Origin of the sequence: Curtobacterium sp. NPDC089689, from assembly GCF_044749145.1 — a bacterium.
Classification (GTDB): Bacteria; Actinomycetota; Actinomycetes; order Actinomycetales; family Microbacteriaceae; genus Curtobacterium.
Window position 1 is genome coordinate 1,024,058 of record NZ_JBIVHJ010000001.1, and the last position, 12,537, is coordinate 1,036,594.

Consider the following 12,537-nt stretch of genomic DNA (forward strand, 5'->3'; position numbering starts at 1 on the left):
CCTCGGAGCACGCCGTGCGTCGCCGGAGGGTCATCCGGACGGATGAAACCGGCGTCGCTCCGGGCATCCGTCGATACGCTGTCGAGCATGGTGACGCAGGACGACGAGGGGCACGACTGGGTCACGTGGGACACCTACCACGACGCCTGGCGACGGCTGGACCGGGCGCTCGACCACGCCGTGCAGGAGGGCGCGGGCATCTCGATCCCGGAGTTCGAGATCCTCATCGGGCTGCACCGCGACCCCGACCACCGGCTGCGCGTGCGCGACATCGCAGCGGGCATCGGCTGGGAGAAGTCCCGCGTCAGCCACCAGGTCACGCGCATGGTCGCCCGCGGGCTGGTGGAGCGGGCCGACTGCCCCACCGACGGCCGCGGCAGCTGGGTCTCGATGACCCCCGACGGCCGTCGCGCGGTGCTGTCCGGCATCCGTGCGCACACGGCCGCGTTGGAGGACCTGTTCTGGAGGCCCGTGGGGACCGACGCGGGCACGCTGCGGACCGTCAGTGCGCGCGTCCACACCGCGATCGGTCCGGTGGACCTGGAAGCAGCGGACCGCTAGAGGTCGACGTCCGCGAGGACGCGGTCGTCGCCGCGGAGCCGGACCTGCACGCTCGCGATGTCGCCTCGGGGCACGGTCGTCGAGGCCGACAGCCCGCGGGCGTCCTCCCCTGCCGCTGACCACGAGGCCACCGTCTCCGCCGTGCCGTCGTCACGCACCACGACGAGGTCGTACTGGACCGAGCCGTCCGACGCCCAGGACTTCCCGCCGTACGAGCAGCCCCAGTCGAAGCGCGTGCCCCACGGCTCGCCGCTGACGGCCAGGTCGACGTCGAGACCACGGGCGCCGACGAGCGAGTACCGGTCGGCAGCGCTCTGCGAGGCGGCCTGCACGGACGCGGGGTCGACCCGTGCGGTCCCGACCGCGAGCCCGCCGAGCACGGCTGCGAGCACGGCCGCCGCCGCAGTGGCGGCGACCCACACCCGACGACGGCGCCGACGGTGACGGACCCGGTGGGCCACGGAGGCGAGGGTGCCCTCGGAACCGGTGTCGGGCCTCCCGTCCGGCTCCGCGATCTCGACCGCCTGGTCGGCCGGGAGCTTCCCGAGCAGGCCGGGCAGTCCGACCAGCTCGGCGACGGCGGCCGCGCAGCGGTCGCACGTCTCGAGGTGACGCTCGTACTCGAGCCGCTCGTCCGCCGGCAGCGAGCCGAGCACGTAGGCGGCGTCCCACTCGGCGTAGCGGTCGTCGCTCATCGGGTCACTCCTCGTTCCTGCAGTGCGAGCCGGAGGGCCCGCAGACCGTAGTGCAGCCGCGACTTCGCGGTGCCCTCCGGGATGTCGTGCCGCCGGGCGATCTCCGGCACGGTGTGGCCGAGCCAGTACGCGTCCACCACCACCCGACGGTGGTCCGGGCTGAGCGAGGCGAGCGCGTCCGCCACGACGATGCGGTCGAGGACGGCGTCGGTGCGGTCGGCCTCGGCACGGTCGACCGGCTGCTCCGTGCCGTGCTCGTGTCGGTTCCGGGCCGACCGGGCGTCGTCCACGACGAGGTTCCGCGCGACCGTGAAGAGCCATGCCCGGACACTGTCGGGCGTCCGCTCGAGCACGGCCGGTCGCTGCCAGGCGCGCACCATCGTCTCCTGCACGACGTCCTCGACGGTGTGGCCGTTCCGCGTCAGGTGCCGGACGTACCGCGTGAGCGCGTCGCCGTGCTCACGGTGGAGCGTGGCGAGCAGCTCGTCGGCGGAGCGTCCGGTGACCATCACTTCTCCAGGTCGAGGGAGAACTCCACGGAGCCCTTCGGGTCCACCGTGACGAAGCCGAGGGACGGGGCCTGGACGCCGTAGTCCTCGAAGGTGATCGGGATGCTGCCGGCGACCTGCACCGTGCCGTCCCCCGCCACGGCGACCTGGGCGTCGGCGGTGACGGGCTTCTCGACGCCGTGCAGGTCCATCGTGCCGGTCAGCGTGACGTCCTGGGCGGAACCGTCGAGCGCGCCGGAGACGTCGACGGGCTTCGTCAGCGTGAAGGTCGCCGTGGGGTGCTGGTCGGTCTGCAGCGCGGTGTTCCGGAAGTACTCGTCGCGTGCCGACTCCGGCGTGCTGATCTTCGCGACCTGGACCGTGACGGTCGCCTTCGTGAGGGAGCCGCCGCTGACCTCGGCGGTGCCCTCGACGTCCTTCGTGCGTCCGACCACGTTCACATCCTGGCCCTGGAGCGTCTCGTGCACCCGGTAGCCCGCGAACGAGTCGCCCGTGGACTTCCAGCTGCCGTCCGCCTCGGACGCGGAGAGCTTCCCCGTGCCGCCGGACGGCGCGGCGCTGAGCGACGGAGCGGCCGCGGCCTGTCCGTTGACGGTGTTCGCGTAGATGACCGGGCCGGCGATCGCTGCAGCGGCGCCGACGACCACGACGCCGGAGGCGATGCCGATGATGACCTTGGTGCGTGTGCGGAGTCCCATACCCTTCACGACGAGACAGCGGACCGGATCGTTCACCGGGTCTCGATCGGCGTGGCGATCCGTGCCAGGCTGAGGGTGTGGGAGCGCAGTCACCGGTCGTCGTCGCCGTGGCCCGAGACGGGGGTCACCACTTCAGCAAGCCGCTCGTGGACGAGGTCGTCCTCGTCGCCGGGTGGGGCATCGAGGGGGACGCCCACGCCGGCACCACCGTGCAGCACCGGTCCCGGGTGGCGCGGGACCCCTCGCAGCCGAACCTCCGCCAGGTGCACCTGCTGCACGCCGAGCTCTTCGACGAGGTCGCGGACGCCGGGTTCGCCGTGGCCCCGGGCGACATGGGCGAGAACGTCACGACGCGCGGCGTCGACCTGCTCGGGCTGCCGGCCGGGACCGTCCTGTACCTCGGCGAGACCGCGAGCGTGCGGGTGACGGGCCTCCGGAACCCGTGCCAGCAGATCAACGGGTTCGAGCCGGGGTTGCTCAAGGCGGTGCTCGGCCGCGCCGAGGACGGGTCCGTGGAGCGGAAGGGCGGCGTGATGTCCGTCGTGCTCACGGGTGGGACCGTCCGACCGGGCGACACCGTCCGGGTCGAGCTGCCCGAGGGCGCCCCGGAGCCGCTGCAGCCCGTCTGACCCGGTCTACGGCGCACGAAACGCGCGCGTTTCGACGTCCCGCGCGTCGATCGACACGTGCGTCGTCGAAACGCGCGCGTTTCGTCTGCCCACGCCTGGCACAGTGGACCCGTGCAGCACCACGGAACCGTCGTCGTCGCCGGCTGCGGCGACCTGGGGACCGAGGCCGGTCTCCGCTTCGCCGCGCTCGGCCACCACGTGATCGGCCTGCGTCGACGCGCCGAACTCCTGCCGGCGCCCTTGGTCGGTCGGAGCACGGACCTCCGGAACGAGGTCCCGACGATCCCGGACGACACCGCGGTCGTGGTCGTCGCGACCGCAGCGGGCAGCAGGGACGTCGACGAGTACCGGGCGACCTACGTCGACGGGCTCCGGAACGTCCTCGACGGCGTCGATGCGTCCACCGCCGAACCGCGCATCGTCGTCGTGTCCTCGACCGCGGTGTACGACGTGGACGACGGGAGCGAGGTCACCGAGGACACCCCGGTCCGTGGCAGCACCCCGACGGCCGCCGTGCTCGTCGAGGCCGAGGAACTGCTCCGACGGCGCGCACCCGGTGCCGTGCTGCTCCGGCTGTCGGGGGTCTACGGTCCCGGTCGCGAGCGGCTGGTCGACCAGGTCCGCTCCGGCAGCGCCCGACTCGCGCCGGGCACCTCCCCGCACACGAACCGCATCCACCGGGACGACGCGGCCGCGGCTCTGATGCACCTCGCGACCCTTGAGGACCCGGCGCCGACCTACCTCGGGACCGACGACGAGCCGGTGCGCCTCGACGACGTGCTCCGGTTCCTCGCCACCGAACTCGGCGTCGACGTACCCGTCCGCGGTGACGGCGACGGGCGGCAGGCGGGCGGGGACAAGCGGCTCTCGAACGCGCTGCTCCGCTCGACGGGCTGGGCACCGCGGTACCCGACCTTCCGCGAGGGCTACCGAGCCGTCCTCGCCGGCGAGGGCACGCGGCACCCCTGACGCGCGAGTCGGTCGCGGTGCGCGTCCGCCCGTGCGGTCACGCACCACGCGACGGAGGTCACGCAGAACCACCGGGAGCCGCGGTTCGAGGTGACCCGCGTCGTGCGCCGACACCGCGCGGCGGCGCAGCCCCCGACCAGGAACCGGACGGGAGGCCCGTGGCGGCGCCGCCACGAGCCTCCAGTGCGTCCTGTGGTCGCGTCAGCGACCGTCAACCGTCAGTGCTCGTCGTAGTGGTCCTCGTGCCGAGCGTGGCGGTGGCCGTCGTGGACGAAGTCGACGTGGTCGCCGTGCTCGACGGTCTCGTGCTCGCCGCCGTCGTGCTCGTGGTCGTGCTGCGAGACGTCGTGCTCGGCGATGCGGTGCTCGTCGTCGCCGGGTGCCGGGGTGGGGTCGGTGTCGGTCATGATTCCTCCTGAGATCGGTTCTCAACAGGAGAATACGGGCGCGGATGGCGTGTGTCCGGCGACTGTGTCGACGCTCAGTGGTGCCGGTGGTCCTGGATGGTCATGCGCGGCCCGAACGACGGCTTCCGGAAGCCCGAGCCCCCGATGAGCCGCACGACCCGCTCGCGGTGCCCGCGGTACGGCTCGAGCAGCTCGAGCATCCCGTCGTCGTCGACCGGACCGCCCGTCAGCGCCCACCCGACGAGGGCCGGCACGTGGTAGTCGCCCACGCTCGGAGCATCCGGATCCCCGTGCGCCCGCTGGGCCGTCTCGGCGGCGGTCCACCCACCGACACCGGGCACCGACTGCAGCCGGTCGGACACCACCGCGCCACCACGGCCGAGCGTCAGGGTGCGCTCGAGGGCCGGCGCGACCCGCATCGCCCGCATCACGGTGGCCGACCGGCCGGGCTCGATGCCGGCCCGGTGCCACTCCCAGCTCGGGATCGCCGCCCACCCGGACGCGGTCGGCTGCACCCACATGTCGGCCGGGGCCGGACCGGGAGCGGGCGTCCCGAAGCGCCGCAGGAGGTACCGCCACGCGCGCCACGCCTGCCGCGAGGTCACCTTCTGCTCCATGATCGCCGGCACGAGGGCCGCGACCACCGCGTTCGTCCGGAGCAGCCGCAGGCCGGGCTGCCGGTGCCGGGCGTCGACGAGGAACGGGTGCGAGGACACGTCGAGGTCGGACCAGTCGTCACCGCGGCCGAGCATCTCGGGGGCGTGCGCCACCGCCCACTCGGCGCCGTCGCCCCACGCCGAGACGGCGATCGCGTCGGGTCCGGCCCGGCGGACGAGCACCGACGCCGGCCCCGCGGGCGTCCGGAGCGCGAGCCAGGTGTCCGCACCCACCACACGGAAGGCGGGGTCACCGGAGCCGCGCTGCAGGGGTCGGAGCGTCGCGCGGACGTCCACCGCCCCTGCCGGTCGGTACACCGTGTCGATCCGTCCGGCTGCGTGGTCGACGCCACCGACGGCGGTGACGGACGCAGCGAGGGACACCCCAGGATGGTAATGCGGAACCACCGTCAGTCATGATGGGCGTGTCCCACCACCACCGACGATGGAGTTCCCGTGCGCATCGGCATCCTCACCTCCGGCGGCGACTGCCCCGGCCTCAACGCGGTCATCCGCGCGATCGTGCTCAAGGGCATCGCGATCCACGGACACGAGTTCGTGGGCTTCCGCGACGGCTGGCGGGGCGTCGTCGACGGCGACATCGTCCCGCTCGGCCGCAAGGACATCCAGGGCATCGCGAAGCAGGGCGGCACGATCCTCGGGACGAGCCGCACGAACCCGTTCGAGGGCGAACGCGGCGGCGTGGAGAACATCGAGCGGACGCTGGAGCGACACGGCATCGACGCCATCGTCGCGATCGGCGGCGAGGGCACGCTGGCGGCGGCGAAGCGACTGACCGACGCGGGGCTCAAGATCGTCGGCGTCCCGAAGACCGTCGACAACGACCTCGGCGCCACCGACTACACCTTCGGCTTCGACACCGCCGTCGCGATCGCGACCGAGGCCATGGACCGCCTCCGGACCACGGGTGAGTCGCACTCGCGCTGCATGGTCGCCGAGGTCATGGGCCGCCACGTCGGCTGGATCGCCCTGCACTCCGGCATGGCCGCGGGCGCCCACGCGATCCTCATCCCCGAGCAGAAGACGAGCATGGAGCAGATCGCGCAGTGGGTGCGCGCCGCCTACGACCGCGGCCGTGCGCCGCTCGTCGTCGTCGCGGAGGGGTTCGTCCCCGACCACGAGGACAACGCCCACACCGAGCGCGGACTCGACGCCTTCGGCCGGCCGCGGCTCGGCGGGATCGGGGAGCGGCTCGCGCCGCTCATCGAGGAGATGACGGGCATCGAGACCCGCGCCACGACCCTCGGGCACATCCAGCGCGGCGGGACGCCGACCGCGTACGACCGGGTGCTCTCGACCCGGCTCGGGCTCGCGGCGATCGACTCGGTCGTCGAGGAGCGGTGGGGTCGCATGGTCGCACTCAAGGGGACCGACATCGTGCACGTCTCGTTCGACGAGGCGCTCGGCGAGCTCAAGACCGTTCCCCAGGATCGGTACGACGAAGCCGCCATCATGTTCGGCTGAGTGCCGCTCGCGAGCGCGAGACTCGTGGTGACGACCCGGCCTGGAGGCACGGGGTAGCGTCCGACAGGTGACCCGCGCCGTCCTCGTCTCCCGTTCCGCCCCGCCCGCCCTCACGGAGGTCGACCTCCCGGACCCCGCCGAGGGCGAGGTCCTCGTCGACGTCACGACGTCGAGCGTCAACTACAAGGACGGCCTCGCCCTCGCCGGGAACCCCGGCGTGGCGCGGGTCGATCCCCTCGTGCCCGGCATCGACGTCGTCGGCACGGTGTCCGCCCTCGGCCCGGGCGTGCACGGCGTCGCGATCGGTGACCGGGTGACGTGCAACGGCGCCGGCCTCGGTGAGACCCGGAACGGCGGGTGGGCGTCCCACACCGTGGTGCCCGCCGACGCCCTGGTGGTGCTACCCGACGACATCGAGGACTCCTTCGCCGCCGCGATCGGCACCGCGGGATTCACGGCGCAGCTCAGCGTCCTCGCACTGGAGCGGGTGGTCGCGCCCGACGACGGGCCGGTGCTCGTGACCGGTGCGTCCGGCGGGGTCGGGACGGTGGCGATCGCCCTGCTCGCGGCCCGCGGGTACTCGGTGACGGCGTCGACCGGGCGGGTGGCGAACGCCGACTCCCTCCGTCGGCTCGGCGCGACGGACGTGGTGGACCGGGCCGCGCTGTCGGACCTCGGCAAGCCCCTGCAGCGTGCGACGTGGGCGGGCGCGGTGGACAGCGTCGGGGGCGCGACCCTCGCCAACGTGCTCGCCGCCACCCGGTGGGGCGGGGCGGTCACGGCGTGCGGACTCGCCCAGGACTCCGCGCTGCCGACGACCGTGATGCCCTTCATCCTGCGAGCGGTGTCGCTGCTCGGCGTCAACTCGGTCGAGGCGCCGCAAGCGCTGCGGCAGCGGGCGTGGGACCGGCTCGCGACCGATCTCGACCCGGCGCTGCTCGCCGACGTCACCCGGACGGTGTCCCTGCCCGATGCGATCGGCGTCGGAGCGGAGGTCGTCGCGGGACGAGTACACGGTCGGACGGTCGTCGACGTGACGGCGGCGTGAACGACCGAAATACTGCTACGCCATTATTTCACAAACGCTTGCACATTGACACGTTAGGATTGGAGTACAACACGTCTGACCCGTGAGGAGCACCGATGCCGGTCCCGAAGTCCACCGTCGAGAACTCGCCGCGGAAGCTCCTGCGCGACGTGGTGCTCGAGAAGATGCTCGCCGCGATCCAGGACGGCACGCTGCAGGCCGGCGAACGACTCAACGACGACGAACTCGTCGCCTGGCTCGGTGTGAGTCGCACCCCCATCCGCGAGGCCATCGCGAAGCTCGTCGACTACGGCCTCGTCGAGATGGAGGCGAACCGCTACACACGTATCGCGACCCCCACGGGCAAGCAGGCCACGGACACGACGCAGGTCCTCGGCGGGTTCATGGAGATGGCCGCCCGCTGGGGCGTCCCGCAGCTCGACGACGACGCGGCGAAGGCCCTCGTGGACCACCTCGAGGCCGTCCGCAGCTACGCCGACGCGCACGACAAGCGCATGGACGCCGAGATCGAGCAGGTCATGCTGCTCCTGATCCGCGCCGCCGACAACCAGCTCCTCGACAAGCTGTCCGAGTCGTTGCTGCCCCGCGCACGATTCCTCTCGCTGGCACAGGGCCCGTGGGAGTTCTGGGACTACCAGCACGCCGTCGACCCGCTCCGCGCGGCGATCGCCAAGCGTGACGGTGACGGTGCAGCCGCGGCCATCCGTGCGCTCACCGCGACGGCGGAGCACCAGGCCGAGGAGCTGCGGGCCGCCGGCGCGACGTCCTGACGACCGGCGCCGCGCCGTGACCGACACCCTGATCCAGGCCACCGGCGTCCGGGTGACGCGGTCCGGACGCGATCTCCTGCACGACGTCGACCTGACCGTCCGGCAGGGCGAGCACTGGGCGCTCCTCGGGCCGAACGGTGCCGGCAAGTCCACGCTGCTCGCCGTGCTCGGCGCGACCGGACACCCCACGGCCGGCACCGTCGAGCTGCTCGGGCGCCGGCTCGGACGGGTCGACGTGCGGGAACTCCGCGAGCGCATCGGCCACGTGGACCCTCGGCACCGCATGACCTCGCCGCTGACGGTGCTCGAGACCGTGCTCACGGGCGTCACCGGCACGACCGACCTCATGCTGCGCTGGACCCCGACGGCCGACCAGGTGGCCGCCGCCGAGCAGCACGTCGCCGACGTCGGGCTCGCCGCACGCCGGGACGCCCGGTGGCCGGTGCTGTCGCAGGGCGAACGCGGTCGGGCACTCATCGCCCGTGCCCTCATGGCCGAACCGCGGCTGCTGCTGCTCGACGAACCCGCGACCGGACTCGACGTCGCCGCGCGCGAGCACCTGCTCGAGACCGTGGATGCGCTCCGGCACCGGCACCCCGGACTCGGCAGCGTGATGGTCACGCACCACCTCGAGGACCTGCCGACCTCGACCTCGCACGCCATGCTGCTGCGCGACGGTCGTGCGGTCGCTCAGGGCACCGCGGACGACGTGATCACCTCGTCCGCGGTGTCGCATGCCTTCGACTTCCCGCTCGCCATCGTGCGTTCGGAGGGCCGCTGGCACGCTCGCCGAGCGGTGTAGGCGACCCGCGCCTCCCGGCCGGTCCCGCGGGGACCAGCCGCCGGCCGGGCGCGCCGCTAGGCCGTGGCAGCCGCCGCCGCGCGGGCGGCGGCGGGCAAGGCGTCGAGGACCCGGCCGACGGCACGGTCGTCGTGCGCCGCCGTGACGAACCACGCCTCGAAGACGCTCGGCGGGAGCGTCACGCCCTGGTCGAGCATGCTGTGGAAGAACGGCGCGTACCGGAACGCCTCCTGCGCACGGACGTCGTCGTAGTTCCGCGGCGCGGTCTCCGTGAACGCGAACGAGAACAGGTTCCCGGCGTGCTGCACGGTGTGGGCGACCCCGGCGGCGGACAGCGCCTCGCTCGTCGCGGTCGCGATCGTGGCAGCGGTGCGGTCGAGGTGCGCGTACACCTCCGACGTCGCGGCACGCAGGGTGGCGATGCCCGCCGCGACCGCGAGCGGGTTCCCGGAGAGGGTGCCCGCCTGGTACACCGGGCCGAGCGGCGCGAGGAAGTCCATCACCTCGCGACGGCCACCCAACGCGGCGAGCGGCATCCCACCGCCGATGACCTTGCCGAACGTCACGAGGTCGGGCTTCCACCCGGCACCGTCGGGCACGACCTTCGACGCCTCGAGGCCCCACCACCCGGCGCTGCCGACACGGAAGCCGGTGAGGACCTCGTCGACGATGAGGAGCGCACCGTGCGACTTCGTGATCTGCGCCAGGGCACGGTTGAACCCGCGCTCCGGAGCGAGGACGCCCATGTTCGCGGCGGCGGCCTCGACGATGACGGCGGCGATGCGCTCGGAGTGCTCGTCGAAGGCGCGACGGACGGCGTCGAGGTCGTTGTAGGGCAGTACGAGCGTCTGCGCGGCGGTCTCGGCGGTGATCCCGGCGGACCCGGGCATCGCGAGCGTCGCGACACCGGACCCGGCCTCGGCGAGGAGCGAGTCGGAGTGCCCGTGGTAGTGCCCGGCGAACTTCACCAGGAGGTCACGGCCGGTGTACCCGCGGGCGAGTCGGATCGCCGTCATCGTCGCCTCGGTGCCCGTCGACACCATGCGGATCTTCTCGATCGGTCCGTCGCCGTCGACCGAGACCCGCTGCTTGACGAGCTCGGCGAGCTCGGTCTCGCCCGGGGTCGACGCCCCGAACGAGAGCCCCCGCGAGGCCGCCTGCTGCACGGCCTCGACCGTGCCGGGGTGGGCGTGCCCGAGGATCGCCGGCCCCCACGACGCGACGAGGTCGACGTACTCGCGACCCTCGGCGTCGGTGACGTAGGCGCCCTTCGCGGCGGTCAGGAACCGGGGCGTGCCGCCGACCGAGCCGTAGGCCCGCACCGGCGAGTTGACGCCGCCGGGGATGCTGTTCTTCGCGCGCCCGAAGAGCTGGTCGTTCGTGGTGGTCGTCGTGGTGGTCATTCGGGGGCCTTCCCGGTCGAGGCGACGCCGGACACCGCCGCGGTGCTGCCGGACGTGCGCAGGCCGGCCTCCTGGTTGAGCTTCCGAGCGACCTCCACCGCGAAGTACGTGAGGATCGCGTCGGCACCGGCACGCTTGATGCCGACGAGCGCCTCCATCGCGGCGGCGTCGCGGTCGATCCAGCCGTTCTGCGCCGCTGCCGTGATCATCGCGTACTCGCCGCTGATCTGGTACGCCCACACGGGGACCTCGGAGACGTCCGCCGTCCGGGCGAGCACGTCGAGGTAGCTCATCGCGGGCTTCACCATGACGATGTCGGCGCCCTCCTCGATGTCGAGCAGGACCTCGCGGAGGCCCTGGCGTCCGTCCGCGGCGTCGATCTGGTAGGTCCGACGATCCCCCTGCAGCGATGACGCCACGGCCTCACGGAAGGGACCGTAGAACGCGCTCGCGTACTTCGCCGAGTAGGCCAGCAGGGCGGTGCCGCTGTGCCCGGCGGTGTCGAGGGCATCGCGGGCGGCGGCGATCTGGCCGTCCATCATCCCGCTCATGCAGACGAGTTCGGCCCCGGCCTCGGCCTGCGCGACCGCCATGTCGCGGTAGCGCAGCAGCGTCGCGTCGTTGTCGACCGAACCGTCCGCCGCGAGGACCCCGCAGTGCCCGTGGTCGGTGAACTCGTCGAGGCACAGGTCCGACTGCACGACGAGCGCGTCGCCCACCTCTTCGCGCGCGACGCGGATCGCCACGTTGAGGATGCCGTCCGGGTCGGTCGCACCGGTCCCCTCGGCGTCCTTCGACGTCGGGACGCCGAACAGGTTCACGCCGCCGATCCCCTGCTCCGCCGCCTCGACGAGCGCGCGCCGGAACGAGTCGAGCGAGTGCTGCGACACCCCGGGCATGCTCGAGATCGGCACGGCCTCCGTCGCGCCCTCGCGGATGAACATCGGCAGCACGAGTTCGGCCGGGTGCAGGCGCGTCTCGGCGACGAGGCGTCGCATGGCCGGGGTGGCGCGGAGCCGGCGGGGGCGGACCTGGGGGAACTGTCCGGTCACGATGACCTTCCTGATCGAGGTGGTTCTGGGGCTTCGGGTGCTTCGGGCGCTTCGGTTCGGAGTGCCTCGGCGACGGCGTCGAGCAGGGCGTCGGCGGAACGGCTGCGTGCGACGACGTGCACGGGCAGACCGACCTCGCGCGCGGCCGCTGCGGTCCCGGGGCCGATGCACGCGATGCGCGTGCGCGGGTCGAGCGGGGTCATGCGGCGGGCGACCTGCGAGGCGACGCTGCCGCTCGTGACGAGCACCGCGTCGGGTGCCCGGTCGAGGCGGACCGGCTCGTCACCGGTCCCCACGGTACGGTACGCGACCACGTCCTCGACGTCGATCCCGCGGGCCCGCAGCCCCTCGACGAGCGTGGGTGCAGCCAGCTCGGAACGCGGGAAGAGGACACGTCCGGCGGGCCGTGGGAAGGCGGCGACGAGTCCGGCAGCGGACTCCGTGTCCGGCACCACGTCGACGCGCCAGCCCGCCTGCCGCGCGGCCCGCGCGGTCGCCTCGCCGACGCAGGCCACGCGCACCCCGCCCGGGAGGCGCGGCGTGCGTCCGGCGACCATCCGCACGGCCGTCGCACTGGTCACCGCGAGCCAGGGGGCTGGCGACCCGGCCCCGTCGGGACCGGTGCCGACGGCGGACGGGGAGTCGTGCCTCCCGGCTTCCGCCGCCAGGCGCGCGAGCGCCGCGTCGAGGGCTGCCGGGTCCTCCGGGGGCGCGTCGGTGATGAGCGGGACCACGACGGCATCGAGTCCTCGAGCGCGCGCAGCCCCGGCGACCGTGGCACCCCACGCACCACCGCGTGGGACGAGCACGACCGGGGGCCGCGGCTCGTCCTGCACGGGAGTGTCGCCGTCCG

Annotated in this window: 15 protein-coding genes; 7 read left to right on the forward strand and 8 right to left on the reverse strand. The window is 73.3% G+C overall.

The window, feature by feature from the left end; translation table 11 throughout:
• Positions 1 to 87: 87 nt before the first annotated feature.
• On the forward strand, positions 88 to 561 hold the full coding sequence (locus tag ACIPYW_RS04995) for a MarR family winged helix-turn-helix transcriptional regulator (RefSeq protein WP_400411316.1): 474 nt from the start codon (positions 88 to 90) through the stop codon (positions 559 to 561).
• Here ACIPYW_RS04995 and ACIPYW_RS05000 read toward each other — a convergent pair.
• The 3 genes from ACIPYW_RS05000 to ACIPYW_RS05010 are packed head-to-tail and all read right to left on the reverse strand — an operon-like array spanning position 558 to position 2,463.
• Positions 558 to 1,256 carry an anti-sigma factor family protein gene (locus ACIPYW_RS05000; RefSeq protein WP_400411318.1) on the reverse strand — a complete coding sequence of 233 codons (699 nt, stop codon included), beginning with the start codon at positions 1,254 to 1,256 and terminating at the stop codon, positions 558 to 560. The genes ACIPYW_RS04995 and ACIPYW_RS05000 overlap by 4 nt on opposite strands.
• Positions 1,253 to 1,765 carry a sigma-70 family RNA polymerase sigma factor gene (locus ACIPYW_RS05005; RefSeq protein WP_400411321.1) on the reverse strand — a complete coding sequence of 171 codons (513 nt, stop codon included), beginning with the start codon at positions 1,763 to 1,765 and terminating at the stop codon, positions 1,253 to 1,255. Before ACIPYW_RS05005 ends, ACIPYW_RS05000 begins: the two co-directional genes overlap by 4 nt.
• The gene (locus ACIPYW_RS05010) at positions 1,765 to 2,463 is read right to left on the reverse strand and encodes a YceI family protein (RefSeq protein WP_400411324.1); all 699 of its coding nucleotides are present in this window, start codon (positions 2,461 to 2,463) and stop codon (positions 1,765 to 1,767) included. Before ACIPYW_RS05010 ends, ACIPYW_RS05005 begins: the two co-directional genes overlap by 1 nt.
• A 77-nt stretch (positions 2,464 to 2,540) precedes the next feature.
• Between ACIPYW_RS05010 and ACIPYW_RS05015 the strand changes: the two genes are divergently transcribed.
• Both ACIPYW_RS05015 and ACIPYW_RS05020 read left to right on the forward strand, forming a co-directional pair.
• Positions 2,541 to 3,092, forward strand: coding sequence for an MOSC domain-containing protein (locus tag ACIPYW_RS05015; RefSeq protein WP_400411327.1), 552 nt, complete (start codon positions 2,541 to 2,543; stop codon positions 3,090 to 3,092).
• 111 nt (positions 3,093 to 3,203) lie between these two features.
• Positions 3,204 to 4,061: an NAD-dependent epimerase/dehydratase family protein gene (locus tag ACIPYW_RS05020; protein WP_400411330.1), complete on the forward strand. Its 858-nt coding sequence runs from the start codon at positions 3,204 to 3,206 to the stop codon at positions 4,059 to 4,061.
• 218 nt (positions 4,062 to 4,279) lie between these two features.
• Here ACIPYW_RS05020 and ACIPYW_RS05025 read toward each other — a convergent pair whose 3' ends face one another.
• Both ACIPYW_RS05025 and ACIPYW_RS05030 read right to left on the reverse strand, forming a co-directional pair.
• Entirely contained in the window at positions 4,280 to 4,468 is a 189-nt protein-coding gene (locus tag ACIPYW_RS05025) for a zinc transporter permease (protein WP_400411332.1), read from the reverse strand.
• Positions 4,469 to 4,542: 74 nt separating this feature from the next.
• Positions 4,543 to 5,508 (reverse strand): DNA-3-methyladenine glycosylase family protein, encoded by a 966-nt coding sequence (locus ACIPYW_RS05030; protein WP_400411335.1) that lies wholly within the window; start codon positions 5,506 to 5,508, stop codon positions 4,543 to 4,545.
• 72 nt (positions 5,509 to 5,580) lie between these two features.
• Between ACIPYW_RS05030 and ACIPYW_RS05035 the strand changes: the two genes are divergently transcribed.
• The 4 genes from ACIPYW_RS05035 (at position 5,581) to ACIPYW_RS05050 (ending at position 9,229) form a co-directional block, all read left to right on the forward strand.
• Positions 5,581 to 6,609 (forward strand): 6-phosphofructokinase, encoded by a 1,029-nt coding sequence (locus tag ACIPYW_RS05035; protein WP_290133257.1) that lies wholly within the window; start codon positions 5,581 to 5,583, stop codon positions 6,607 to 6,609.
• Positions 6,610 to 6,676: 67 nt separating this feature from the next.
• Entirely contained in the window at positions 6,677 to 7,657 is a 981-nt protein-coding gene (locus tag ACIPYW_RS05040; RefSeq protein ID WP_400411338.1) for an acryloyl-CoA reductase, read from the forward strand.
• A gap of 95 nt (positions 7,658 to 7,752) precedes the next feature.
• Positions 7,753 to 8,427, forward strand: coding sequence for a GntR family transcriptional regulator (locus ACIPYW_RS05045; protein WP_400411341.1), 675 nt, complete (start codon positions 7,753 to 7,755; stop codon positions 8,425 to 8,427).
• 16 nt (positions 8,428 to 8,443) lie between these two features.
• Positions 8,444 to 9,229 (forward strand): ABC transporter ATP-binding protein, encoded by a 786-nt coding sequence (locus tag ACIPYW_RS05050; RefSeq protein ID WP_400411344.1) that lies wholly within the window; start codon positions 8,444 to 8,446, stop codon positions 9,227 to 9,229.
• Between the two features lie 56 nt (positions 9,230 to 9,285).
• Here ACIPYW_RS05050 and hemL read toward each other — a convergent pair whose 3' ends face one another.
• Genes hemL through ACIPYW_RS05065 form a run of 3 tightly spaced genes read right to left on the reverse strand, consistent with a single transcriptional unit; the run spans position 9,286 to position 12,520 of the window.
• Positions 9,286 to 10,632 (reverse strand): glutamate-1-semialdehyde 2,1-aminomutase, encoded by a 1,347-nt coding sequence (gene hemL / locus ACIPYW_RS05055; protein WP_400411347.1) that lies wholly within the window; start codon positions 10,630 to 10,632, stop codon positions 9,286 to 9,288.
• Positions 10,629 to 11,684, reverse strand: a complete 1,056-nt coding sequence (gene hemB / locus ACIPYW_RS05060; RefSeq protein ID WP_290133262.1) for a porphobilinogen synthase — start codon at positions 11,682 to 11,684, stop codon at positions 10,629 to 10,631. The genes hemL and hemB overlap by 4 nt, the downstream gene beginning before the upstream one ends.
• Entirely contained in the window at positions 11,681 to 12,520 is an 840-nt protein-coding gene (locus tag ACIPYW_RS05065) for a uroporphyrinogen-III synthase (protein WP_400411350.1), read from the reverse strand. Before ACIPYW_RS05065 ends, hemB begins: the two co-directional genes overlap by 4 nt.
• Positions 12,521 to 12,537: the final 17 nt, after the last annotated feature.

Coding starts and splice junctions, on each gene's coding strand:
- ACIPYW_RS04995 (WP_400411316.1), top strand. CDS start 88: ATGGTGACGCAGGACGACGAGGGGCACGACTGGGTCACGTGGGACACC.
- ACIPYW_RS05000 (WP_400411318.1), bottom strand. CDS start 1,256: ATGAGCGACGACCGCTACGCCGAGTGGGACGCCGCCTACGTGCTCGGC.
- ACIPYW_RS05005 (WP_400411321.1), bottom strand. CDS start 1,765: ATGGTCACCGGACGCTCCGCCGACGAGCTGCTCGCCACGCTCCACCGT.
- ACIPYW_RS05010 (WP_400411324.1), bottom strand. CDS start 2,463: ATGGGACTCCGCACACGCACCAAGGTCATCATCGGCATCGCCTCCGGC.
- ACIPYW_RS05025 (WP_400411332.1), bottom strand. CDS start 4,468: ATGACCGACACCGACCCCACCCCGGCACCCGGCGACGACGAGCACCGC.
- ACIPYW_RS05045 (WP_400411341.1), top strand. CDS start 7,753: ATGCCGGTCCCGAAGTCCACCGTCGAGAACTCGCCGCGGAAGCTCCTG.
- hemL (WP_400411347.1), bottom strand. CDS start 10,632: ATGACCACCACGACGACCACCACGAACGACCAGCTCTTCGGGCGCGCG.